The sequence below is a fragment of the Streptomyces sp. Root1304 genome (assembly GCF_001426405.1).
Classification (GTDB): domain Bacteria; phylum Actinomycetota; class Actinomycetes; order Streptomycetales; family Streptomycetaceae; genus Streptomyces.
Genome location: NZ_LMEP01000025.1, coordinates 222,773 through 246,850 on the forward strand (window position 1 = coordinate 222,773; position 24,078 = coordinate 246,850).

Sequence of the window (24,078 nt, forward strand, 5' to 3'; positions counted from 1 at the left end):
GGTGCGTGGACATGCGGCTCGGCATCAACCTCGGCTACTGGGGCGCGGGCATGGACGGCGACAACCTCGCCGTCGCCCAGGAGGCGGACCGGCTCGGCTACGACGTGTGCTGGGCCGCCGAGGCCTACGGCTCCGACGCCCCCACCGTCCTCGCCTGGGTCGCGGCGAAGACCGAGCGGATCGACGTCGGCTCGGCGATCATGCAGATCCCGGCCCGTCAGCCCGCCATGACGGCGATGACCGCCGCCACCCTGGACTCGCTCACCGGCGGCCGGTTCCGGCTCGGCCTCGGCGTCTCCGGACCCCAGGTCTCCGAGGGCTGGTACGGGGTGAAGTTCGACAAGCCGCTGTCCAGGACCCGCGAGTACGTCGAGATCGTCCGCAAGGCCATGTCCCGCGAGCGCCTCACCCACGACGGCGAGCACTGGACCCTGCCGCTGCCCGGCGGCCCCGGCAAGCCCATCAAGCTCACGGTGCACCCGGAGCGCGAGCACATCCCGCTCTACATCGCCGCGATCGGCCCCAAGAACCTGGAGCAGACCGGCGAGATCGCCGACGGCGCCCTGCTGATCTTCCCCTCCGCCGCCCACCTGGAGGAGACCGCGCTGCGCCACCTGCGCGCGGGCCGCGAGAAGGCCGGTCTCACGATGGACGGCTTCGACGTCTGTCCGACCCTGCCGCTGGCCCTCGGCGAGGACGTCGACGCCCTCGCGGACGTGTTCCGCCCGTACACCGCGCTGTACGTCGGCGGCATGGGCAGCCGCAAGCAGAACTTCTACAACCAGCTCGCGCAGCGCATGGGCTACGAGAAGGAGGCCGCCGAGATCCAGGACAAGTACCTGGCCGGCGACAAGACGGGTGCGGCGGCGGCCGTGCCGCAGAGCCTGATCGACCAGACCACCCTGCTCGGCTCCGTGGAGCGGATCGCCGAGCGGATGACGGCGTACGCCGAGGCCGGGGTCACCACCCTCACCCTCGCCCCGGCCGGCTTCACCCTGGACGAGCGGCTCGCGGCCCTGCGGGCGGGCATCGAGGCGATGGAGCACGCGGGCCTGGCGTAACACCGCCGTCGAAAGAAGTTCCCGCGGCCGTGGTGGGGGCTCGGGGGTCTTCCCCGCCACGGCCGTCATGCAGCACAACGCTCCACAGGGCCCCCGGTTACGCCTTTCGGGCTCACTCTTTCGGCCGAGCCCCGGGAGCCCTCCTGTTGCCCCTCGGCGCCGACCGCATTTGACTCGTTCTCCCGGGACGTACGGAACGCGGACGTCCGCACGGAGGTGGCGGCGATGCTCACGGCGAAGAGCCTGTTCCAGGAAATCATCGAGAACGACGAGTCCTTCCGGCTCTTCTGTTCGATCGCGGCGAGCGGCGAGTCCCAGGGCGGCTGGGAGAACGGCCGCATCGCGACCCTCGTCGCCCCCGCCATGAAGGAACTCACGCCCAAGATCACCCGGCACGGCGCCGACGAGGACAAGCACGGGCGGATCTTCAACGCGTTGATGAAGAAGCGCGGCCTCGAACCCGTCCCCGTACCGCCGGACACCGACTACACGATGCTGCTCGAACAGCGCGGCATCGGTCTCGCGCACGACAAGCTCCGCCGGGACCAGCGGCTGACCGAGGAGGACGTGATCGTCTACCTCGCCCACAGCAGGGTCACCGAGCAGCGGGCCGCCGACCAGATGCGCATGCTCGTCACGTACTTCGGGGACCACCCCGAGCTGGGCCGGGCCATCCGCATGATCGACAACGACGAGGCCAACCACCTCGCCTACTGCCACGAGGAACTCCTCCGCCTCGCGCGCGCGGGCCACGGCCGGCTCATCCAGCGGACCCTGCGCGACTCCGCCCTCGCCGAGATCCGGGTCTACCGCGACGTCAGCCTCGCCGTGATGCGCCACATGGGCCGCATCCTCGGCTGGCCCGCGCCCAAGGCGGCCGTCCTCGCCGCCGGGATCCACGCCGTGTACGCGTACGAGCGGGCCGCCGGCTGGCACCGGATGGTCGACCTGCGGATGCCCGAGCGCCTCGACGCCCTCGGCGGCCCCGCGACCCCCGCCCCCGCCTTCTGAGAGGCCCCGCGCCCCGGGGAGACCCGGGGCGGGGCCTCACATCCAGCCGCGCCGCTTGAACATCCGGTACAGCGTGGCGACGATGCCGCTCATCAGGACGATCACCAGCGGGTACGACCACCCCCAGTGCAGCTCCGGCATGTGCTCGAAGTTCATTCCGTAGATCCCCGCGACCATCGTGGGGACCGCAGCCATGGCCGCCCACGCCGAGATCTTGCGCATGTCGTCGTTCTGCCGCACGCCCATCTGCGCCAGATGCGCCGACAGCACGTCCGACAGCAGCCGGTCGAGCCCCTCCACCTGCTCGTTGGAGCGCAGCAGATGGTCGTTGACGTCCCGGAAGAAGGGCTGCGAGTGCTCGTTCACGAACGGCACCGAGCCGGCCGTGAGCCGGGCCATCGGCCCGGCCAGCGGACCGCTGGCCCGCCGGAACTCCAGGACCTGCCGCTTCGCCGTGTAGATCCGCGCCGCGGTGTTCGTCGGATTGCCCCCGGAGGGCGCGAAGACGTCCGCCTCCAGTTCCTCCAGGTCCACCTGGAGCTCGCCCGTCACATCGAGGTAGTGGTCCACGATCGCGTCGCTCACCGCGTACAGCACCGCCGTCGGCCCGTGCTTCAGGACCTCCGGGTCGGCCTCCAGGCGCCGCCGCACCTCCGCGAGCGGCGCGCCCTCGCCGTGCCGCACCGTCACCACGAACGAGTCGCCCATGAACAGCATCAGCTCGCCCGAGGAGACCCGGTCGCTCTCCGGCTCGTACACGACGGGCTTGAGCACCGCGAAGAGCGAGTCGTCGTAGACCTCCAGCTTCGGCCGCTGGTGGGCCTTCAGGGCGTCCTCGACGGCCAGCGGGTGCAGGGCGAACTCGGAGGCCACATGGTCGAACTCGGCCTCCGTGGGCTCGTGGAGCCCCACCCAGAGGAAGGCGTCCCCGGTGGCCCGCGCCTCCTCCAGGGCATCGGAGAGGTCGGAGGGCCCGGCCGTTCGGCGCCCGTCCCGGTAGATGGCAGAGTCCACGATCACGCGCAGCATTCTCCCTCGAACGGCCCCGGTACGCACGCGTGGAGCCGCCCCGGCCTCCCCGGGCCCGCCGGGAGCATCGCCGGACACCGCCGGACACCGCCTAGGCTGGCAGCCATGGCCACGCTGATCCTCGTCCGGCACGGACGCTCCACCGCCAACACCTCCGGGGTCCTCGCCGGGCGCACGTCCGGGATCGCACTCGACGAGCGCGGGGCCGCGCAGGCCGCCGCGCTCCCAGGGCGCCTCGCGGACGTCCCGGTCGCCGCCGTCGTCTCCAGCCCGCTCCAGCGCTGCCGGGAGACCGTACGGCCCCTCCTCGACGCCCGGCCGGACGTTCCGCTGCACATCGAGGACCGCGTCAACGAGTGCGACTACGGCGACTGGTCCGGCCGCAAGCTGGCCGAGCTGAACGACGAACCCCTGATGGAGATCGTCCAGGCGCACCCCTCCGCCGCCGCCTTCCCCGGCGGCGAGTCCATGCGCGCGATGCAGGCCCGCGCCGTCGACGCCGTCCACGACTGGAACGCGCGGATCGACGCCGAGTACGGCGAGGACGCCTGCTACGTCATGTGCTCGCACGGCGACATCGTCAAGTCGCTCGTGGCGCACGCCCTCGGCCTCCACCTCGACCTCTTCCAGCGCATCCACGTCGACCCCTGCTCGGTCACCGTGATCCGCTGGACGCGCACGCGCCCCTTCCTCCTCCGCCTCGGCGACACCGGCGACTTCGCCGGGTTCGGCCCCCGCGAACACCCCGACAGCAGTGGGACCGCCGCCGTCGGGGGCGGTGCGGGCGCACCGTGATCCCTTCGCGCAGTAGGGTGGACGCGCCGCTGTAGTACGACCGTCAAGACGCAAGGGAGCCGGGAAACGTGTCCCGTCAGGTGTTCCTCTACGACCCACCGGAGCGTTTCGTGGCCGGCACGGTCGGGCTGCCTGGCCGCCGTACGTTCTTCCTCCAGGCGTCCGCGGCCGGCCGGGTCACCAGCGTCGCCCTGGAGAAGACGCAGGTCGCCGCACTCGCCGAGCGCATGGACGAACTCCTCGACGAGGTCGTCCGCCGCACCGGGGGCAACGCTCCCGTCCCCGCCGTCGCCCCCGCCGAGGTCTCGGACACCGCGCCCCTCGACGTACCGGTCGAGGAGGAGTTCCGGGTCGGCACCATGGCCCTCGCCTGGGACGGCGAGGAGCAGCGCATGATCGTGGAGGCGCAGGCGCTCGTCGAGCTCGACGTGGACTCCGAGGAGGACCTCGCCGAGGCCGAGGAGCGACTGCTCCAGGACGAGGAGAACGGCCCGCCGATGCTCCGGGTCCGCCTCAGCGGCGCCCAGGCGCGGGCCTTCGCCAAGCGGGCCCTGGACGTGGTCAACGCCGGCCGCCCGCCGTGCCCGCTCTGCAGCCTGCCGCTCGACCCCGAGGGCCACGTCTGCCCGCGTCAGAACGGATACCGCCGCGGCGCATGAGCAGCCCTTCGACGCCCGGGGACGCCGAACTGCTCGCCCACGGTGAGCTGACCGTCCGCGGCCAGGTCCGCGAGGCCTCCAACGCCGTCCTGTACTGCTCCGTCGCGTACGAGGGACGCGAGGCGGCCTGCGTCTACAAGCCGGTCGCGGGGGAGCAGCCGCTGTGGGACTTCCCCGACGGCACCCTCGCCCAGCGCGAGGTCGCCGCGTACGAGATCTCCGAGGCGACCGGCTGGGGCCTGGTGCCGCCGACGGTGCTCCGCGACGGACCGTACGGCGAGGGCATGGTCCAGCTGTGGATCGAGGCCGACCCGGAGGCCCGGCTGCTCGCCCTCACCGAGGACGACGCGCCCGGAGAGGGCTGGAAGGCGGTCGGGCCCGCGCAGATCGACGAGGACCGCACCGCGCTCCTCGTCCACGCGGACACCCCCGGGCTGCGGCGGCTCGCCGTCCTGGACGCCGTCATCAACAACGGCGACCGCAAGGGCGGTCATCTGCTCCCGGCCCCCGGCGGCCGGCTCTACGGCATCGACCACGGGGTCACGTTCCACGTCGACGACAAGCTGCGCACCCTGCTGTGGGGCTGGGCGGGCGAGGAGCTGCCCGCCGAGGCGGCCGGCGTGCTCGACGGGCTCGAACGCTCCCTGGCGCCCGGAGCGCCGCTCGCCACCCGTCTGGGGGAACTGCTGACCGGCGCCGAGGTGGCGGCGGTGCGCGCCCGCGTGGGGGCGCTGCGGGCCACCGGACGGCACCCGGAGCCCTCGGGACAGTGGCCGGCGATCCCCTGGCCCCCGGTCTGAGGCCGCACCGAAAAGTTTCGGCCAAGGCGCCCGGAGGAGCGTGCACCCCTGGGGGGTATGCACCCGCGCCTCCGGCCCGCAAGACCGCCTAATCGGTCAAGATCCCGGATCCGGTTCGTATCCGGAACACCTGTCCGGTTACGCTCGGGTCATGCATGCCTGGCCCGCTTCTGAGGTCCCCGCCCTTCCCGGCAAGGGCCGCGACCTCCGGATCCACGACACCGCGACCGGCGGACGAGTCACCCTCGCCCCCGGCCCCGTCGCCCGTATCTACGTCTGCGGCATCACGCCGTACGACGCGACCCACATGGGTCACGCGGCGACCTACAACGCGTTCGACCTCGTTCAGCGCGTGTGGCTCGACACCAAGCGGCAGGTGCACTACGTCCAGAACGTCACGGACGTGGACGACCCGCTCCTGGAGCGCGCGATCCGCGACGGCGTCGACTGGGTCGGCCTCGCCGAGCGCGAGACCGCCCTCTTCCGCGAGGACATGACCGCCCTGCGGATGCTGCCCCCGCAGCACTACATCGGCGCGGTCGAGGCCATACCCGGCATCGTCCCGCTGGTCGAGCGCCTGCGTGACTCCGGTGCCGCCTACGAGCTGGAAGGCGACGTCTACTTCTCCGTCGACGCCGACCCGCACTTCGGACAGGTCTCGAACTACACCAACGAGCTGATGCGCCACCTCTCCGCCGAGCGCGGCGGGGACCCGGAGCGCCCCGGCAAGAAGAACCCGCTGGACCCGATGCTCTGGATGGCCGCCCGCGAGGGCGAGCCGAGCTGGGACGGCGCCAGCCTCGGCGCCGGCCGTCCCGGCTGGCACATCGAGTGCGTCGCCATCGCCCTCGACCACCTCGGCATGGGCTTCGACGTGCAGGGCGGCGGGTCCGACCTGATCTTCCCGCACCACGAGATGGGCGCCTCCCACGCCCAGGCCCTCACCGGCGAGTTCCCCATGGCCAAGGCGTACGTCCACGCCGGCATGGTCGGCCTCGACGGCGAGAAGATGTCCAAGTCGCGCGGCAACCTGGTCTTCGTCTCGAAGCTCCGCCGCGACGGCGTCGACCCGGCCGCCATCCGGCTCGCGCTCCTCTCCCACCGCTACCGCGACGACTGGGAGTGGACCGACCAGGTCCTCCAGGACGCCGTGGAACGCCTCGGCCGCTGGCGCGCCGCCGTGTCCCGCCCCGACGGCGTCCCCGCCGACGCGCTCGTCGAGGAGCTCCGCGAGGCGCTCTCCGACGACCTCGACACCCCCACCGCGCTCGCCGCGGTGGACCGCTGGGCCGCGCTCCAGACTGCCGAGGGCGGCGACGACGACTCCGCCCCCGGACTCGTCTCCCGCGCCGTCGACGCGCTCCTGGGCGTCGCCCTGTAACACCCCTCCCGCGCAACTCCCGTTTGTGCAACCGCCCTTGGACTTCCTGACGAAGTCCGGGGGCGGTTCCTTTTTGCCCTGTCGCGATGCTCGAATCTGCGCTAAATAAGCCCCATGCAATCATCAATGCGCATGAGAGCTGCGGTCGCCGGTGCACTGCTCGGGCTGCTCACGGCCTTCGCGGGCCCCGGCGCCACCGCCACGGCCGAACCGTCCGACACCACCGCACCGGCCCCCGGCACCACCGTCGGCGAGGTCACCGCCTTCGCCGCCGACGGAGCCGTCTACCGGCTGACCGCCGGCCGGGCCCAGGCCCGGGTCAGCTTCGTCACCGCCGACACCTTCCGCATCGAACTCGCCCCCGACGGCACGTTCACCGATCCCACCGGCACCGACATCACCCTGCCCCAGGGCCCGCCCCCGGCCACCCGCTGGCGCGACCGGGGCGACCGCTACGAGCTGAGCACCGCCAAGGTGACCCTGCGGGCGTACAAGTCCCCGCTCCGCTTCGCCGCCGTCCGCGCCGACGGCACCCCGCTGTGGAGCGAGACCCGCGGCCTCAGCTGGACCGCCGACCGCACCACCCAGACCCTCGACCGCGGCGCCACCGAGCAGTTCTACGGCGCCGGCATGCAGAACGGGCGCGGCAACACCTCCCACCGCGACAAGACCGTCGAGGTCGGCGTCGACTACAACTGGAACGACGGCGGCCACCCCAACTCGGTCCCCTTCTACCTCTCCTCCGCCGGATACGGCGTCTACCGCAACACCTACGCCCCCAACACCTACGCCTTCACCGAGCCCGTCACCACCAGCGCGAAGGAACAGCGCTTCGACGCCTACTACTTCGCCGGCACCGGCCGCGACGCCGTCAAGGACGTCATCGGCCAGTACACCCGGCTCACCGGCAAGCCCTTCCTGCCACCCGTGTACGGCCTGGAGATCGGCGACGCCGACTGCTACCTCCACAACGCCAACCGGGGCGAGCGCCGCACCCTCGACGCCCTGAAGGTCGCCGACGGCTACGTCGCCAACGACATGCCCAACGGCTGGATGCTCGTCAACGACGGCTACGGCTGCGGCTACGAGAACCTCGCCGAGGCCTCCGCGGGCCTCGGGGAGCGGGGCATGAAGCTCGGCCTCTGGACCGAGGACGGCATCGACAAGCTGGAGGAGCAGGTCAAGGCCGGCCAGCGGGTCGCCAAGCTCGACGTCGCCTGGGTCGGCGAGGGCTACAAGTTCGCCCTCGACGGCTGCAAGGACGCCCACGCGGGCATCGAGGCCCACAGCGACGCCCGCGGCTTCACCTGGGCCCCCGAGAGCTGGTCCGGCGCCCAGCGCTGCGGCGTCCAGTGGTCCGGCGACCAGTCCGGCAGCTGGGAGTACATCCGCTGGCAGATCCCCACCTACGCGGGTGCGTCCATGTCCGGGCTCGCCTACACCACCGGTGACGTCGACGGCATCTTCGGCGGCAGCGCCAAGACGTACACCCGCGACCTCCAGTGGAAGACCTTCCTGCCCGTCACCATGACCATGGACGGCTGGGCCGCCAACGACAAGCAGCCCTTCCGCTACGGCGAGCCCTACACCACGGTCAACCGCGCCTCCCTCAAACTCCACGAGGCACTGCTCCCGTACATCTACAGCCACGCGTACCGGGCCACGAAGACCGGCGTCGGCCTCGCCCGGCCGCTCGCCCTGGAGTACCCGGACGACCCGAAGGCCGCGACCGAGGCCGCGAAGTACGAGTTCCTCAGCGGCGAGGACTTCCTCGTCGCCCCCGTCTACCAGGACGCGGTGGAACGCGACGGCATCTACCTGCCCAAGGGCACCTGGATCGACTACTGGAACGGGCGCACCTACGAGGGCCCCGTCACCCTCGACGACTACAGCGCCCCGCTCGACACGCTGCCCCTCTTCGTACGGGCCGGGGCGACCGTCCCCATGTGGCCCGGCGGCATCCGCTCGTACACCGACCGCGCCCCCGGCGACCCGATCGCCTGGGACATCTACCCCAAGGGCAGCTCCTCCTTCGAGCTGTACGAGGACGACGGCGTCACCCGCGACCACCGCACCGGGAGGTACGCCACCCAGCGCGCCGAGGTGCGGGCCCCGAACGGCGGCCCCGGCGACGTGACCGTCCGCATCGGCGCGAGCCGGGGCACGTACACGGGCAAGGCGGCCGCCCGGCCGTACGCCTTCACGCTCCACACCGGCGACGCCCCCGGCACCGTCCGGCTCGACGGAAGCAAACTGCCCGCCCTCGGCTCCCGCGCCGCCTTCGACGCCGCCTCCCAGGGCTGGTGGTACGACCGCGACGAGCGCGGGGGAGTGGTCCGGGTCAAGACGGCCGCCCTGTCCACCGACCGCGACTTCGAGCTGCGGCTGACCGACACCAGCGCGGTCGGCGGCACCGTACCGGGCGCCTCCGCCGCCCTCGCCGCGCCCCTCGGGCAGGAGCTCGGCGCCGGGGTCTCCGGCACCGTCGCCGTGGACGTCACCGCGGGCACCAGGGACGCCACCGACGTGCGGGTCTCCCTGGACGCCCCGGCGGGCTGGCGGGTCACCCCCGCCGCGCCGATCGACCGCGTCCCGGCCGGCACCACCCGCCGGGTCGAGGTCGCCGTCACCCCCGCCGCGGGCGCCACCCCCGGCGAGGCGACCCTCACGGCGACCGCCCGCCACCGGGCAGGGGACGCCGACCGCACCGCGACCCAGCGGTTCGCGGTCGGCGTGATGCCCCCGCCGCCGGCCGGTGACGCCTGGGCGAGCGACCTGGTCTGGCTCCGGTCCACCAACGGCTGGGGGCCGCCCGAACGCGACCGCTCCAACGGCGAGTCCGGCGCCACCGACGGCCGGACCCTCACCCTGGCCGGAAAGACCTACGAGAAGGGCATCGGCGCCCATGCCGACTCCGACATCGAGGTCTACCTCGGCGGCCGCTGCACCACCCTCACCGCCGACGTCGGCATCGACGACGAGATCAACGGCTACGGGGAGGTGGCCTTCTCGGTCGAGGCCGACGGCAAGGTCCTGTGGACCTCGCCGCGGCTCACCGGCGCCTCCGCGACCCTGCCCGTGAACGTCGACGTGACCGGCGCGCGGCACGTCCGGCTGCGGGTCACGGACACCAACGGGTCCAAGAGCGGCGACCACGCGGACTGGGCGGCGGCCCGGTTCGGCTGCGCCTGACACCGGACCGCGCCTGACACACGGACGGGAGGGGCGCCCTGGGGGCACCCCTCCCGTCCCGTGCGTCACTTCGCGGAATCGCCGTCCGCGTCGTCCGCGTCCGGCCCGGATCCGGTCTCGGGTCCGGAATCGGTCTCCGGTCCCGGCTCCGGCCCGGAAAGCCCGGACTCGGCCTCAGCCCCGGTCTCGGCCGCCGACGGCTCCGGCTCCGGCCCCGAAGCCCCGGACTCCGGCTCCGCCTCGGCCCCCGGCTCCGTCCCCGGTGCCGACTCCGGACCCGGACGCTCCGGCTTCGGCGGGCGCGTACGCCCGCTCCCCGGGTCCCGGAGGAAGTCGCCGCCCTCCGTCGCCACGCCCGGACCGGAACCCGGTCCCGAACCCGGCTCGCGCCGCCGCAGATACCGCTCGAACTCCCGGGCGATGGCCTCGCCCGAGGCCTCCGGCAGCTCCGCGGTGTCCCGGGCCTCCTCCAGCGTCTGCACGTACTCCGCGACCTCGCTGTCCTCCGCCGCCAGCTGGTCCACGCCCAGCTGCCAGGCCCGCGCGTCCTCGGGCAGTTCGCCCAGCGGGATGCGCATGCCGATGAGGTCCTCGAGGCGGTTGAGGAGGGCCAGCGTCGCCTTCGGGTTCGGCGGCTGCGACACGTAGTGCGGCACCGCCGCCCACAGGCTCACCGCCGGCACGCCCGCGTGCGTGCACGCCTCCTGGAGGATGCCGACGATGCCCGTCGGGCCCTCGTACCGGGTCTCCTCCAGGTCCATCGTGCGCGCCAGATCCGGGTCGGAGGTGACGCCGCTGACCGGCACCGGCCGGGTGTGCGGGGTGTCCCCGAGCAGCGCGCCCAGGATCACGACCATCTCCACGCCCAGCTCGTGCGCGAAGGCGAGCAGCTCGTTGCAGAAGGAGCGCCAGCGCATCGACGGCTCGATCCCGCGCACGAGCACCAGGTCACGCGGTTTGTCGCCGCCGACCCGGACCACGGAGAGCCGGGTCGTCGGCCAGGTGATCTTCCGTACGCCGTTCTCCAGGAAGACCGTCGGCCGGTTGACCTGGAAGTCGTAGTAGTCCTCGGCGTCGAGCGCCGCGAACACCTCGCCCTTCCATTCCCGGTCCAGGTGGGCGACCGCGGTGGAGGCGGCGTCGCCGGCGTCGTTCCAGCCTTCGAACGCGGCCACCATGACCGGGTCGATCAGCTCGGGTACCCCCTCGAGCTCGATCACCCAGCGCCTCCTTTTCGAAGTTCCTGTCGTACGGACCAACCTTACGGCTTTCCGGAGGTCCGTCCGCAGCCCCCGGACACCCCCGAAAACCCGTGCGGCCTTGATCGACTACCCAGGAACTCGCCTCCGCACACGGAGGTCTCACTCCTCCCAGAGCGAGCTCGGCGCCTCCCTCCGGACCACGGGCGCGATCTCCTCGGCGAACCGCTGGAGCGTCTCGGCCTGCTCCGCCGTCGACTGGCCGAAGGTGTCGACGGTGACGGACTGCAGGTCGTGCCCGTAGTGCGCGTGGTAGCCGAGGATCTTGTCGATGATCTGCTGCGGCGAGCCGATCAGCTGCGGGCCGTCCGCGACGGCGTCCTCGATCGTGCGGAACGGGGTGTTGTAGCCCGCCTTCCCCTCCAGATGCGGCTTGAAGCTCTGCCGCACCTTCGCCTCGTACAGCTCCTTGTACCGGGCGACCGCCTGCGCGGGGGTGTCGGCGATGAGCAGCCCGCCGGAACCGGCCGCCACGCGCGCGTGGGCCGGGTCGTGCCCGTACTCCTCGAACTTCTCCCGGTAGTGGGCGATGAGCTTCGCGTACGCCTCGCGCGGCTGGATCGCGTTGGCGGTGAAGAGCGGATCGCCGTGCTTCGCCGCGAGTTCGGGGGACCGGAGGCTCGTGGCCGAGCCGTGCCAGATCCGGGGCGGACCGGCGTACGGCCGCGGGATCGTGGTGACGTTCTTCAACGGCGGCCGGAACTCGCCCTCCCAGTCGACGCCCTCCTCCGTCCAGAGCCGGCGCAGGAGTTCGTACTTCTCCTTCTGGAGGTCCCACTGCCGCTCCTCGTCGAGGCCGAAGAGGTCGAAGTGCCCGGCCTCCGCGCCCTTGCCGACGACGAGTTCGAGCCGGCCGCGGGAGAGCTGGTCGAGGGTGGCGTAGTCCTCGGCGACCCGGACCGGGTCGAGGACCGCGACCACGGTGACGCCGGTGAGCAGCCTGATCCGGGAGGTACGGGCGGCGAGCGCGGCGAGCAGCACGGTCGGGGCGGAGGAGAGGAACGGGCCCGCGTGCCGCTCGCCGACCGCGTACGCGTCGAACCCGAGCCGCTCGGCGGTCTCGCCGAGCGTGACGACCTGCTCCAGGCGGTCGGCGGCGGAGAGCAGTTCACCGGTGAGCGGGTGCGGGGAGTGGTGGACGATCGAGAGCACCTGAAACTTCATGCGGTCCACTCTGCGGGCCGAGTGTTGCGGCGGTGTGGACGGCGTGTGGCACACCTCAGGGGCGGCCCTCCGGAGAGGAACCACCCCTGGGCGCACGGGAGTTGCCTCCCGCCGGCAAGCCGGTGCTACTTGTCCAGCATCTTCTCGACGTCCGCGCGGATCTCGTCCGTCGCCAGGCCGCGGACGGTCAGCGTCGTACGGCGGCGCAGCACGTCGTCCGCCGTCTCGGCCCACTCGTGGTCGCGGGCGTAGGCGACCTGCGCCCAGATCTCCGGCGCGTCCGGGTGGATGCGGCGGGCCAGCTCCGGGTTCTCGTTCGCCATGCGGGCGATGTCGAAGGAGAGCGAGCCGTAGTGCGTCGCCAGGTGCTTGGCGGTGTCGGCGGCCATCCGGGGGCCGGGCGCCGGACCGTCGACCAGCAGCCGGTGCGCGACCGCGTTCGGGTTGGCTATGCCGGGCAGCGGCAGCCGCTTCGGCAGCGCCGACACCGGCTCGTAGTCCTCGCCGAGCGGGTGGCCCGGCAGCTGCTCCAGCTTCTTCATGACCGTACGGCCGATGTGGCGGAAGGTCGTCCACTTGCCGCCGGCCACCGACAGCATGCCGCCGCGGCCCTCGGTGACGACCGTCTCGCGCTTCGCCTTGGAGGTGTCGCCGGGACCGCCCGGGAGCACCCGCAGACCGGCGAAGGAGTACGTGATCAGATCGCGGGAGAGCTGCTGGTCGCGGATGGAGAAGGCGGCCTCGTCCAGGATCTGGGCGGTGTCCTTCTCGGTGACCTCGACCTGGCCGGGGTCGCCCTCGTACTCCTCGTCGGTGGTGCCGAGCAGCAGCATGTCCTCCCAGGGGAGGGCGAAGGTGATGCGGTACTTGTCGATCGGGGTGGCCAGGGCGGCCTTCCACGGCGAGGTCCGCTTGAGGACCAGGTGCGCGCCCTTGGAGAGGCGGATGGAGGGGGCCGCGTTCGGGTCCTCCATCCTGCGCAGGTGGTCGACCCACGGGCCGGTCGCGTTGAGCACGAGGCGGGCGCTGACGCCGAACTCGTCGCCGCTGGTGCGGTCCTTCAGCTCGGCGCCGGTGACCCGGCCCCGGGTGAAGCGAAGGCCGGTGACCTCGGCGTGGTTGAGCACGGTGGCGCCGGCGTCGACGGCCGCGCGGACCGTCATCAGCGCCATCCGGGCGTCGTTCATCTGGTCGTCGCCGTAGACCGCGACGGCCTTCAGGTTGTCGGTGCGCAGCTCCGGCACGTCCTGCGCGGCCTTGGCGGGGGAGAGCAGGTGTCCGACGCCGTCGCCGAAGGCCGAGAGGGCGCTGTAGGCGAAGACGCCGGCGCCGAGCTTGGCCGCGCCGTGCGGGCCGCCCTTGTAGACGGGCAGGTAGAAGGTGAGGGGGTTTGCGAGGTGCGGTGCCACCTGACGGGAGACCGCACGCCGCTCGAAGTGGTTCTCCGCGACCAGCTTCACCGCGCCGGTCTGCAGGTAGCGCAGACCGCCGTGGAGGAGCTTCGAGGAGGCGGAGGAGGTGGCGCCGGCGAAGTCGCCGGCGTCCACCAGGGCCACCCGCAGGCCCGACTGCGCGGCGTGCCAGGCGGTGGAGATGCCCAGGATGCCGCCGCCGATCACCAGGAGGTCGTACGTCGCCTTGGAAAGCTGGTCCCGGGTCTCGGCGCGGCTCGGGAGGGAGCCGGACGCCGGGTGCGTCCCCAGGGCAGGGACGCTCTGCAGGGTGGTCATGTGTCTTACTCCTCGTCCTCGATCCAGCCCATGGTCCGCTCCACGGCCTTGAGCCAGCTCTTGTACTCGCTGTCACGCCTGTCGGCGTCCATGCGAGGGGTCCATTCCGCCGCCCGGCGCCAGTTGGCGCGCAGCGCGTCGGTGTCCGGCCAGAAGCCGACGGCCAGACCGGCGGCGTAGGCGGCGCCGAGGCAGGTGGTCTCGGCGACCATCGGACGCACGACGGGGGCGTCCAGGAAGTCCGAGAGGGTCTGCATCAGCAGGTTGTTGGAGGTCATGCCGCCGTCGACCTTGAGCGCGGTCAGCTCGACGCCGGAGTCCTTGGTCATGGCGTCGGTGATCTCGCGGGTCTGCCAGGCGGTGGCCTCCAGGACGGCGCGGGCGATGTGCGCCTTGGTGACGTACCGGGTCAGGCCGGCGATCACACCGCGCGCGTCGGAGCGCCAGTACGGGGCGAAGAGACCGGAGAAGGCCGGCACGAAGTAGGCGCCGCCGTTGTCCTCGACCGAGGACGCCAGGGTCTCGATCTCGGCGGCGGACTTGATCAGGCCCATCTGGTCGCGCATCCACTGCACCAGCGAACCGGTGACGGCGATCGAGCCCTCCAGGGCGTAGACCGGCTTGTTGTCGCCGATCTGGTAGCCGACGGTGGTCAGCAGGCCGCTGTAGGAGTTGATGATCTTGTCGCCGGTGTTCATCAGCATGAAGGTGCCGGTGCCGTACGTGGACTTCGCCTCGCCCTCGGCGAAACAGGTCTGGCCGAACAGGGCGGCCTGCTGGTCGCCGAGCGCGGAGGCGACCGGGACGCCGGCGAGGACGCCGTCCTTGACGTGGCCGTAGACCTCGGCGGAGGAGCGGATCTCGGGGAGGACGTTGAGGGGGACCCCCATCGACTCCGCGATCTTCTCGTCCCAGGCCAGCGTGTGCAGGTTCATCAGCATGGTGCGCGAGGCGTTGGTGACGTCGGTGACGTGCACACCGCCGTCGGTGCCGCCCGTGAGGTTCCAGATGACCCAGGAGTCCATGGTGCCGAAGAGGATGTCGCCGGCCTCGGCGCGCTCCCGCAGGCCCTCGACGTTGTCGAGCATCCAGCGGATCTTCGGGCCGGCGAAGTAGCTCGCCAGGGGCAGGCCGGTCTCGCGGCGGAAGCGGTCCTGGCCGACGTTGCGGCCGAGCTCCTTGCAGAGGGCGTCGGTGCGGGTGTCCTGCCAGACGAGGGCGTTGTGGACGGGCTCACCGGTGTTCTTGTCCCAGAGCAGCGTGGTCTCGCGCTGGTTGGTGATGCCGATGGCCTTGACGTCGGAGGCGGCGATGCCGCCCTTCGTCAGGGCGCCGGCGACGACCTCCTGGACGTTGGTCCAGATCTCGGCGGCGTCGTGCTCGACCCAGCCCGGCTTCGGGAAGATCTGCTCGTGCTCCTTCTGGTCGACCGAGACGATCCGGCCGTCCTTGTCGAAGACGATGCAGCGGGAGGACGTGGTGCCCTGGTCGATGGCCGCGATGAAGGGGCCGGAGGTGTGTGCGTCGGTCACGGTGTGCTCCAAGGGAGGTCTGGAAGAAGGACGGCTCAGGCGAACGCGATGTTGTAGATACCCGCTGCGAGGGCTCCACCGATCAGCGGACCGACGACCGGGATCCAGGCGTAGCTCCAGTCGGAGCCGCCCTTGTTCGGGAGCGGCAGCAGGGCGTGCACGATGCGCGGGCCGAGGTCACGGGCCGGGTTGATCGCGTAGCCGGTCGGGCCGCCGAGCGAGAGGCCGATGGAGACCACGACGAACGCGGTGATCAGGCCGCCCAGGATGCCGAGGCCCTTGCCGCTGTCGTTGAGGCCCTGGGTGAGTACGGCCAGGACGAGCACGACGGTGCCGATGATCTCGGTGGCGAGGTTCTGCCAGGTGTTCCGGATCTCGGGGCCGGTGGAGAAGATGCCGAGCACCGGGCCGGGGCCCTCGATGGGCGTCTTGGCGGCGGCCTCGGGGTCGGTGAGGTGGGCCAGGAACTGGCCGTAGTACGCCACCCAGACCAGGGCCGCGCCGATCATCGCGCCGAGGAGCTGGCCGGCGAGGTAGACGGGGACGTTGCCCCACTCGCCGTCCTTGATCGCGATTCCGACCGTGACGGCGGGGTTCAGATGGGCGCCCGAGAGGGAAGCCGTCATGTAGACGGCCGTCATGACGGCGAAGCCCCACCCGAAGGTGATCGCGAGCCAGCCCGCGTTGCGGGCCTTGGAGCCCTTGAGCGTCACGGCGGCGCACACACCGCCGCCGAGCAGAATGAGAACGGCGGTACCGATGGTCTCGCCGAGGAAGATGTCGGAGCTGGACACCCGCGACTCCTTTGTCCTTCGTCCAGGGGAAGGCGAACCCCGGGTCCCTCCGGTGGTCCGCGCCCTCGTGTGAGGGCGTTACCGGCCCTTGGCACTGCCACACTCTAGCGCTTATTGCCGTTAGGTGTTCGGCAATGCCGACCGATGAACGGAAGTTTTGCCCCCGGGTTAACAGCACGTCAAGGCCTCGGGAAGTGAAAAACCCGCCGATAACGCGATCGTTACCGGCGGGTTCGGTGCTGCTTCGGTGCTGCTCGGGTTCGGTTAGAAGCGCCCGGCCCCCAGGTCCCTGGACACCGCGCGGGCGCAGTCCCGTACCGCCGCGATCAGCTCGGGGCGCAGCTCCCCGGCCGGGCAGAGCCGCTCCACGGCCCCCGTGACCGCCACCGCGCCCACCGGCATCCGGCGCCGGTCGTGGATCGGCGCCGCCACCGAGGCCACGCCCTCCCAGGTCTCCTCCTGGTCCGCCGCCCAGCCCCGGGCCCGCGTCAGGTCGAGCACCGACTCGAAGTCCGCCAGGGCCGTCGTCGTGCGCGGGGTGAACGCCTCCCGCTCCACCTCGACGACCTCGCTGTGCGCCACCGGGTCGTACGCCGAGAGGACCTTGCCCAGTGCCGTGGAGTGCAGCGGCTGCATGGCCCCCACCTCCAGGACCTGGCGGCTGTCGTCCGGCCGGAAGACGTGGTGGACGATCAGCACGCCCTTCTGGTGCAGCACGCCCAGGTGGACGCTCTCGCCGCTGGACCGGGCCAGGTCGTCCGTCCAGACCAGGGCCCGCGCCCGCAGTTCGTGCACGTCGAGATAGCTGTTGCCGAGGCGCAGCAGCTCTGCGCCGAGCTGGTACCGGCCGGAGGCCGCCTCCTGCTCCACGAAGCCCTCGGCCTGGAGGGTGCGCAGGATGCCGTGGGCCGTGCCCTTGGCGAGTCCGAGCGAGGACGCGATGTCGGACAGACCGAGCCGGCGCTCGCCGCCCGCGAGCAGTCGCAGCATGGCCGCCGCCCGTTCAAGCGACTGGATGTTCTTCGCCATCGCCCGGCCCTTCTCCTTCTCACGCTGTTCGACAATGCTGAACACTATCGGTCGATGCCGACCTTGCGTTACACATGACAGTGTCAGTCAAGAACGGGCCGAACCGGGAGTCCCCGCACACAGGATGCCGTCCGGCCCGTGGGACGCCGTGTCCACCCCGGCCCCTGCCGGTTACGCTGGCCCCGTGCATCCTCCACCGAGGGTGCAAAGCCGACAGCCGTCGCATCCCAGGGAGCTCATCCATGGCCTCGTTGCCGACCCCGTCCGCCGACAGCCGGAACCGCGCCGCCGCCCTCCGTGAGGCACTCGCCAGTCGGGTGGTCGTCGCCGACGGCGCCATGGGCACCATGCTCCAGGCCCAGGACCCCACCCTCGAGGACTTCCAGAACCTCGAAGGCTGCAACGAGATCCTGAACGTCACCCGCCCCGACATCGTCCGTTCGGTCCACGAGGCGTACTTCGAGGTCGGCGTCGACTGCGTCGAGACGAACACCTTCGGCTCCAACCACTCGGCCGCCGGCGAGTACGAGATCGCCGACCGGATCTTCGAGCTGTCCGAGGCGGGCGCCCGGATCGCCCGCGAGGTCGCCGACGAGTTCGGCGCCAAGGACGGCCGCCAGCGCTGGGTGCTCGGCTCCATCGGCCCGGGCACCAAGCTGCCCTCGCTGGGCCACATCGCGTACGACGTGCTGCGCGACGGCTACCAGCGGAACGCCGAGGGCCTGCTGGCCGGCGGCGCGGACGCGCTGATCGTGGAGACCACCCAGGACCTCCTGCAGACCAAGTCGAGCCTCATCGGCGCCCGCCGCGCGATGGACGCCCTCGGCATGGACGTGCCGCTGATCTGCTCCCTCGCCTTCGAGACCACCGGCGTCATGCTGCTCGGCTCGGAGATCGGCGCGGCGCTGACCGCCCTGGAGCCGCTCGGCATCGACCTGATCGGTCTGAACTGTTCCACCGGCCCTGCCGAGATGAACGAGCACCTGCGGTACCTCGCCCGCCACTCCCGCACGCCGCTGATGTGCATGCCGAACGCCGGCCTGCCCGTGCTGACCAAGGACGGCGCGTACTTCCCCCTGACGCCGCCGGAGATGGCCGACGCGCAGGAGAACTTCGTCCGCGACTACGGCCTCTCCCTCGTCGGCGGCTGCTGCGGCTCCACCCCCGAGCACCTGCGGCAGGTCGTCGACCGCCTCCAGGGCCTCGCTCCCGCCCCGCGCGACCCGAGCCCCGAGCCCGGCGCCGCCTCGCTCTACCAGACCGTGCCGTTCCGCCAGGACACCGCCTACATGGCGATCGGCGAGCGCACCAACGCCAACGGCTCCAAGAAGTTCCGCGAGGCCATGCTCGACGGCCGCTGGGACGACTGCGTCGAGATGGCCCGCGACCAGATCCGCGAGGGCGCGCACATGCTCGACCTCTGCGTGGACTACGTCGGCCGCGACGGCGTCGCCGACATGCAGGAGCTGGCCGGCCGCTTCGCCACCGCCTCCACCCTGCCGATCGTCCTCGACTCCACCGAGGTCGACGTCCTGCGCGCCGGTCTGGAGAAGCTCGGCGGCCGCGCCGTCATCAACTCGGTGAACTACGAGGACGGCGACGGACCCGAGTCCCGCTTCGCCAAGGTCACCCGGCTGGCCCAGGAGCACGGCGCCGCGCTGATCGCCCTCACCATCGACGAGGAGGGCCAGGCCCGCACCGTCGAGAACAAGGTCGCCATCGCCGAACGGCTCATCGAGGACCTCACCGGCAACTGGGGCATCCACGAGTCCGACATCCTCATCGACGCCCTGACCTTCACCATCTGCACCGGTCAGGAGGAGTCGCGCAAGGACGGCATCGCCACCATCGAGGCCATCCGCGAGCTGAAGCGCCGCCGGCCGGACGTCCAGACCACGCTCGGCCTCTCCAACATCTCCTTCGGCCTCAACCCGGCCGCGCGCATCCTCCTCAACTCGGTCTTCCTCGACGAGTGCGTCAAGGCCGGTCTCGACTCGGCGATCGTGCACGCCTCGAAGATCCTGCCGATCGCCCGCTTCGACGACGAGCAGGTCACCACCGCGCTCGACCTGATCTACGACCGCCGCAGCGAGGGCTACGACCCGCTCCAGAAGCTGATGGCCCTCTTCGAGGGCGTCAACACCAAGTCGATGAAGGCCGGCAAGACCGAGGAACTCCTCGCCCTGCCCCTGGACGAGCGGCTGAAGCGCCGCATCGTCGACGGCGAGAAGAACGGCCTGGAGGCCGACCTCGACGAGGCCCTGACGGTCCGCCCCGCCCTGGAGATCGTCAACGAGATCCTGCTCGACGGCATGAAGACCGTCGGCGAGCTCTTCGGCTCCGGCCAGATGCAGCTGCCGTTCGTGCTCCAGTCCGCCGAGGTCATGAAGACGGCCGTGGCCTACCTCGAACCGCACATGGAGAAGTCCGACGCCGAGGGGAAGGGCACGATCGTGCTCGCCACCGTCCGCGGCGACGTCCACGACATCGGCAAGAACCTCGTCGACATCATCCTGTCCAACAACGGCTACAACGTCGTCAACATCGGCATCAAGCAGCCGGTCTCCGCGATCCTGGAAGCGGCCGAGGAACACCGGGCCGACGTCATCGGCATGTCCGGTCTCCTCGTGAAGTCCACCGTGATCATGAAGGAGAACCTCCAGGAGCTGAACCAGCGCGAGCTGGCCGCCAAGTACCCCGTGATCCTCGGCGGCGCCGCCCTCACCCGGGCCTACGTCGAGCAGGACCTGCACGAGATCTACCAGGGCGAGGTCCGCTACGCCCGCGACGCCTTCGAGGGCCTGCGCCTCATGGACGCGCTCATCGGCGTCAAGCGCGGCGTCCCCGGAGCCGTACTCCCCGAACTCAAGCAGCGCCGGGTCGCGAAGACGGCCGCCGTCCCGGCGGCCGACGTCGCCGAGCCGGAGCCCGGCGGCCGTTCCGACGTCGCCGTCGACAACCCGGTGCCGACCCCGCCCTTCTGGGGCACCCGGGTCGTCAAGGGCATCCCGCTGAAGGACTACGCGTCCTGGCTCGACGAGGGCGCCCTCTTCAAGGGGCAGTGGGGCCTCAAGCAGAACCGGGCCGGCGACGGCCCCTCGTACGAGGAGCTGGTGGAGACCGAGGGCCGCCCCCGGCTGCGCGGCTGGCTGGAGCGCCTCCACACGGAGAACCTCCTGGAGGCGGCCGTCGTCCACGGCTACTTCCCCTGTGTCTCCAAGGGTGACGACCTGATCATCCTCGACGAGGCCGGCAACGAGCGGACCCGCTTCACCTTCCCGCGCCAGCGCCGGGGCCGCCGCCTCTGCCTCGCGGACTTCTTCCGCCCGGAGGAGTCCGGCGAGACCGACGTCGTCGGCCTCCAGGTCGTCACCGTCGGCTCGCGGATCGGCGAGGCCACCGCCGAGCTCTTCGCCTCCGACTCCTACCGCGACTACCTGGAGCTCCACGGCCTCTCCGTGCAGCTCGCCGAGGCCCTCGCCGAGTACTGGCACGCACGCGTGCGCGCGGAGCTGGGCTTCGCCGGCGAGGACCCGTCCGACGTCCGGGACATGTTCGACCTCAAGTACCGCGGAGCGCGCTTCTCCCTCGGCTACGGGGCCTGCCCGGACCTGGAGGACCGCGCGAAGATCGCGGAGCTGCTGCGCCCGGAGCGGATCGGGGTGCACCTGTCGGAGGAGTTCCAGCTCCACCCCGAGCAGTCCACCGACGCCATCGTCATCCATCACCCGGAGGCGAAGTACTTCAACGCCCGGTGACCGGCCGCGCCAAATCCGCGCGCCCCGGGTGATCCGGACGTACACTTGTCGGTCCAGTGCAGGCCGGTCTTCCTCCCCGTACCGGGGAGGGGGCCGGCCTTCTCGTCCCTCCATGGAGGTGTGCCGGATGACCAGTACGGTCCCCGCGTCCCTGTTCCGTACGAACGGCAGCTCCGCCCTGCAGGCGGTCTTCCTCGACATGGACGGGACCCTCGTCGACACGGAGGGCTTCTGGTGGGACGCGGAGGTGGAGGTCTTCGCCGACCTCGGGCACCAGCTGGACGAGGCCTGGCGGGACGTCGTCGTGGGCGGGCCGATGACCCGCAGCGCCGGCTACCTGATCGAGTCGACCGGCGCCGACATCACCCTCGCCGAGCTGACCGTCCTGCTCAACGAGAAGTTCGAGCAGCGCATCGCGCGCGGCGTGCCGCTCATGCCCGGCGCCGAGCGGCTGCTCGCCGAGCTGGCCCGGCACTCCATCCCCACCGCCCTGGTCTCCGCCTCGCACCGGCGGATCATCGACCGGGTCCTTCACTCGCTCGGCCGCGACCGCTTCACGCTCACCGTCGCCGGGGACGAGGTCGAGCGGACCAAGCCGCACCCCGAGCCGTATCTGACGGCCGCCCTGGGGGTCGGCGCCGACCCCACGCTCTGCGCCGTCGTCGAGGACACGGCGACCGGTGTCGCGGCCGCCGAGGCAGCGGGCTGCCGGGTCGTGGCGGTGCCCTCCGTCGCGCCCATCGCGCCGTCCCCCGGCCGGGTCGTCGTGCGTTCCCTGGAGGAGGTCGATGTGCCCTTCCTCCGCACATTGATCACGGGAATCTGAGGTTTCTCTGAGCTTTACCGGAGGAATGCGCTTTCTCTCCCGGAAATCGATCAGGTCATTCACCGAAAGGGCACCCGCGTGACCTTGGTCACGCAGAGTGCCCGCCGGTGGGTGGCCTTCTTCGTGTGCGGCGCCCGAAAAGGGAGTGTTTCGGCGCCCCCTTGTGTCCCGGTTCGCCTGCCCCCGTCCGCATCCTCCGGCGCATGACTATCGACGCCCCCGCATTCATGATCACTGTGCGATTACCCCCGGAGCCGCCCGTGGTCCGGAAATAGCGGCGCCGCCCACTAATCTTTCGCGAGTACTTCGCCGCATAACCGCGTGCACCGGCGCACACCCAAGTCGCCGTGAACACAGGACCGATCGCAACACCCGGCCCGATCGCTCCCGCCCCGACCGGGCGGCCGGCGGCGGAGTTCCACTGACCGCTGTATCCCAGTGCCGGATGAGGAGATCGTCCCTGATGAACCGCAAGACCCTGGTGCTCCCGGCCGTGGCCGGACTGCTCGCCCCCCTGCTCGCCGCCTGCGGCGGAGCCGAGGACCGCGGAGCGATCGTCGTCGGCACCACGGACCAGTTCATCGCCACCGCGGACGCGCCCGCCCCGCTGGACCCGGCCTACGCCTACGACACCGGCGCCTGGAACGTCCTCCGGCAGACCGTCCAGACCCTGCTGCACGTGCCCCGCGGCGGCGGCGAGCCCGTCCCCGAGGCCGCCCAGAGCTGCGGATTCTCCGACAAGGCCAGCGAGAGCTACCGCTGCAAGCTCCGCTCCGGACTCACCTTCGCCGACGGCGCGCCCGTCACCGCCGAGGACGTCAAGTTCTCCATCGACCGCGTCCTGAAGATCAAGTCGGACAACGGCACGGCGGCCCTCCTGGCGAACGTCGACACCGTCGAGACCCAGGGCGCCGACGAGGTCGTCTTCCACCTCAAGACCCCCGACGCCACCTTCCCGTACAAGCTCTCCACCCCCGTCGCCGGCATCCTCCCCAAGGACAAGTACGCCGCCGACAAGCTCCGCGACGGCTTCGACGTCGACGGCTCGGGCCCGTACACCATGAAGGTCGAGCGCGAGGGCGAGAAGGCCACCCGCTTCGTCTTCAGCAGGAACCCCGCCTACAAGGGCGACATCACCCTGCGCAACGACAAGGTCGAACTGCGCTCCTTCGCCGACGCCGGCGCCATGGGCAAGGCCCTCGAAGGCGACGACATCGACATGGTGGCCCGCTCCCTGTCGCAGCAGCAGATCAAGAACCTCACCGAGACCCCCCAGGACGGCATCGAGGTCGTCGAGGTCCCCGGCCTGGAGATCCGCTACCTCGGCTTCAACACCAAGGCCCCCTCCGTCCAGGAGAAGGCCGTGCGCCAGGCCATGGCCGCCGTCATCGACCGGGGCGCCCTCGTCAACCTCGTCTACGGGCCCACCGCCGAGCCGCTCTACTCGCTGATCCCCTCCAGCATCACCGGCCACGCCACCCCCTTCTTCGACGAGTACGGCGAGCCCGACACCGACCGCGCCGCCAAGATCCTCAAGAACGCCGGCGTGAAGACCCCCGTCAAGGTGACCCTGAACTACACCACCGACCACTACGGCGCCGAGACCGCCCAGGAGTTCGAGGCGCTCAAGAAGCAGCTCGTCGCCAGCGAACTCTTCGACGCCACCGTCAAGGGCGCCGAGTGGTCCACCTTCCGCACCGCCCAGAAGCGCGGCGACTACGCCGTCTACGGCCTCGGCTGGTTCCCGGACTACCCGGACCCGGACAACTACATCGCGCCGTTCCTCGACAGCGACAACTTCCTCAACACCCCGTACGTGAACAAGGTCGTCCGTGACCAGCTCATCCCGCGCTCGCGCCGCCAGGCCGACCGCACCGCCGCGAGCCCCGTCTACAACCAGATCCAGAAGATCGTCGCCCAGGACGTGCCCGTCCTGCCGCTGTGGCAGGGCAAGCAGTACGTCGCCGCCCGCGACGACCTCAACGGAGTCGAGTACGCCCTCAACACCTCCTCGGACCTGCTGCTCTGGGAGCTGGGCCGCGGCACCGCCTGACCCGT

The 24,078-nt window shown here is 71.3% G+C and carries 17 protein-coding genes; 10 read left to right on the top strand and 7 right to left on the bottom strand.

What is annotated here, in order from left to right:
- Window positions 1-11: 11 nt before the first annotated feature.
- Together ASD33_RS27680 and ASD33_RS27685 are read left to right on the top strand one after the other, a co-directional pair.
- Complete coding sequence (locus ASD33_RS27680; RefSeq protein ID WP_056566290.1) at window positions 12-1,061, top strand: LLM class F420-dependent oxidoreductase; 1,050 nt, start codon at window positions 12-14, stop codon at window positions 1,059-1,061.
- A 225-nt stretch (window positions 1,062-1,286) separates the two neighbouring features.
- Window positions 1,287-2,072, top strand: a complete 786-nt coding sequence (locus tag ASD33_RS27685) for a hypothetical protein (protein WP_056566293.1) — start codon at window positions 1,287-1,289, stop codon at window positions 2,070-2,072.
- Between the two features lie 36 nt (window positions 2,073-2,108).
- Here ASD33_RS27685 and ASD33_RS27690 read toward each other — a convergent pair whose 3' ends face one another.
- Window positions 2,109-3,101, bottom strand: coding sequence for a magnesium and cobalt transport protein CorA (locus tag ASD33_RS27690; protein WP_056566295.1), 993 nt, complete (start codon window positions 3,099-3,101; stop codon window positions 2,109-2,111).
- A 105-nt stretch (window positions 3,102-3,206) separates the two neighbouring features.
- Here ASD33_RS27690 and ASD33_RS27695 point away from each other — a divergent pair, with 105 nt between their 5' ends.
- The 5 genes from ASD33_RS27695 to ASD33_RS27715 all read left to right on the top strand — a co-directional run bounded on the left by ASD33_RS27695 (window position 3,207) and on the right by ASD33_RS27715 (window position 9,928).
- Window positions 3,207-3,896 carry a histidine phosphatase family protein gene (locus ASD33_RS27695; protein WP_056566297.1) on the top strand — a complete coding sequence of 230 codons (690 nt, stop codon included), beginning with the start codon at window positions 3,207-3,209 and terminating at the stop codon, window positions 3,894-3,896.
- A gap of 68 nt (window positions 3,897-3,964) precedes the next feature.
- A complete protein-coding gene (locus ASD33_RS27700; RefSeq protein ID WP_079045060.1) occupies window positions 3,965-4,555 on the top strand; it encodes a DUF3090 domain-containing protein in 591 nt (196 codons plus the stop codon).
- Entirely contained in the window at window positions 4,552-5,355 is an 804-nt protein-coding gene (locus ASD33_RS27705; RefSeq protein WP_056566302.1) for an SCO1664 family protein, read from the top strand. Before ASD33_RS27700 ends, ASD33_RS27705 begins: the two co-directional genes overlap by 4 nt.
- Window positions 5,356-5,506: 151 nt before the next feature.
- A complete protein-coding gene (gene mshC / locus ASD33_RS27710) occupies window positions 5,507-6,736 on the top strand; it encodes a cysteine--1-D-myo-inosityl 2-amino-2-deoxy-alpha-D-glucopyranoside ligase (protein WP_056566306.1) in 1,230 nt (409 codons plus the stop codon).
- A 114-nt stretch (window positions 6,737-6,850) separates the two neighbouring features.
- Complete coding sequence (locus ASD33_RS27715) at window positions 6,851-9,928, top strand: NPCBM/NEW2 domain-containing protein (RefSeq protein ID WP_056566309.1); 3,078 nt, start codon at window positions 6,851-6,853, stop codon at window positions 9,926-9,928.
- Window positions 9,929-9,993: 65 nt separating this feature from the next.
- Here the strand turns inward: ASD33_RS27715 and ASD33_RS27720 are convergent, their stop codons facing one another.
- From ASD33_RS27720 to ASD33_RS27745, 6 genes are all read right to left on the bottom strand, one after another.
- Window positions 9,994-11,148, bottom strand: coding sequence for a PAC2 family protein (locus ASD33_RS27720; protein WP_079045061.1), 1,155 nt, complete (start codon window positions 11,146-11,148; stop codon window positions 9,994-9,996).
- A gap of 141 nt (window positions 11,149-11,289) precedes the next feature.
- Window positions 11,290-12,351, bottom strand: a complete 1,062-nt coding sequence (locus ASD33_RS27725) for an LLM class flavin-dependent oxidoreductase (RefSeq protein ID WP_056566313.1) — start codon at window positions 12,349-12,351, stop codon at window positions 11,290-11,292.
- 125 nt (window positions 12,352-12,476) lie between these two features.
- The gene (locus tag ASD33_RS27730) at window positions 12,477-14,081 is read right to left on the bottom strand and encodes a glycerol-3-phosphate dehydrogenase/oxidase (RefSeq protein ID WP_056566315.1); all 1,605 of its coding nucleotides are present in this window, start codon (window positions 14,079-14,081) and stop codon (window positions 12,477-12,479) included.
- A gap of 5 nt (window positions 14,082-14,086) precedes the next feature.
- The gene (gene glpK / locus ASD33_RS27735) at window positions 14,087-15,613 is read right to left on the bottom strand and encodes a glycerol kinase GlpK (protein ID WP_056567135.1); all 1,527 of its coding nucleotides are present in this window, start codon (window positions 15,611-15,613) and stop codon (window positions 14,087-14,089) included.
- 35 nt (window positions 15,614-15,648) lie between these two features.
- A complete protein-coding gene (locus ASD33_RS27740; RefSeq protein ID WP_056566318.1) occupies window positions 15,649-16,407 on the bottom strand; it encodes an MIP/aquaporin family protein in 759 nt (252 codons plus the stop codon).
- Window positions 16,408-16,671: 264 nt separating this feature from the next.
- A complete protein-coding gene (locus ASD33_RS27745) occupies window positions 16,672-17,436 on the bottom strand; it encodes an IclR family transcriptional regulator (RefSeq protein WP_056566322.1) in 765 nt (254 codons plus the stop codon).
- Window positions 17,437-17,678: 242 nt separating this feature from the next.
- Here ASD33_RS27745 and metH point away from each other — a divergent pair, with 242 nt between their 5' ends.
- The 3 genes from metH to ASD33_RS27760 all read left to right on the top strand — a co-directional run bounded on the left by metH (window position 17,679) and on the right by ASD33_RS27760 (window position 24,073).
- A complete protein-coding gene (metH, locus tag ASD33_RS27750; protein WP_056566323.1) occupies window positions 17,679-21,194 on the top strand; it encodes a methionine synthase in 3,516 nt (1,171 codons plus the stop codon).
- A 127-nt stretch (window positions 21,195-21,321) separates the two neighbouring features.
- Entirely contained in the window at window positions 21,322-22,020 is a 699-nt protein-coding gene (locus ASD33_RS27755; RefSeq protein WP_056566326.1) for an HAD family phosphatase, read from the top strand.
- 463 nt (window positions 22,021-22,483) lie between these two features.
- Window positions 22,484-24,073 carry an ABC transporter substrate-binding protein gene (locus ASD33_RS27760; protein WP_056566329.1) on the top strand — a complete coding sequence of 530 codons (1,590 nt, stop codon included), beginning with the start codon at window positions 22,484-22,486 and terminating at the stop codon, window positions 24,071-24,073.
- The last annotated feature ends 5 nt before the right edge of the window (window positions 24,074-24,078 follow it).

Bases quoted from the DNA above. Each gene is read 5' to 3' on its own strand.
- ASD33_RS27685 (WP_056566293.1), top strand. From the start codon at position 1,287: ATGCTCACGGCGAAGAGCCTGTTCCAGGAAATCATCGAGAACGACGAG.
- ASD33_RS27705 (WP_056566302.1), top strand. From the start codon at position 4,552: ATGAGCAGCCCTTCGACGCCCGGGGACGCCGAACTGCTCGCCCACGGT.
- ASD33_RS27690 (WP_056566295.1), bottom strand. From the start codon at position 3,101: ATGCTGCGCGTGATCGTGGACTCTGCCATCTACCGGGACGGGCGCCGA.
- ASD33_RS27755 (WP_056566326.1), top strand. From the start codon at position 21,322: ATGACCAGTACGGTCCCCGCGTCCCTGTTCCGTACGAACGGCAGCTCC.
- metH (WP_056566323.1), top strand. From the start codon at position 17,679: ATGGCCTCGTTGCCGACCCCGTCCGCCGACAGCCGGAACCGCGCCGCC.
- ASD33_RS27760 (WP_056566329.1), top strand. From the start codon at position 22,484: ATGAACCGCAAGACCCTGGTGCTCCCGGCCGTGGCCGGACTGCTCGCC.
- ASD33_RS27730 (WP_056566315.1), bottom strand. From the start codon at position 14,081: ATGACCACCCTGCAGAGCGTCCCTGCCCTGGGGACGCACCCGGCGTCC.
- ASD33_RS27725 (WP_056566313.1), bottom strand. From the start codon at position 12,351: ATGAAGTTTCAGGTGCTCTCGATCGTCCACCACTCCCCGCACCCGCTC.
- ASD33_RS27715 (WP_056566309.1), top strand. From the start codon at position 6,851: ATGCAATCATCAATGCGCATGAGAGCTGCGGTCGCCGGTGCACTGCTC.
- mshC (WP_056566306.1), top strand. From the start codon at position 5,507: ATGCATGCCTGGCCCGCTTCTGAGGTCCCCGCCCTTCCCGGCAAGGGC.
- ASD33_RS27680 (WP_056566290.1), top strand. From the start codon at position 12: ATGCGGCTCGGCATCAACCTCGGCTACTGGGGCGCGGGCATGGACGGC.
- ASD33_RS27695 (WP_056566297.1), top strand. From the start codon at position 3,207: ATGGCCACGCTGATCCTCGTCCGGCACGGACGCTCCACCGCCAACACC.
- ASD33_RS27745 (WP_056566322.1), bottom strand. From the start codon at position 17,436: ATGGCGAAGAACATCCAGTCGCTTGAACGGGCGGCGGCCATGCTGCGA.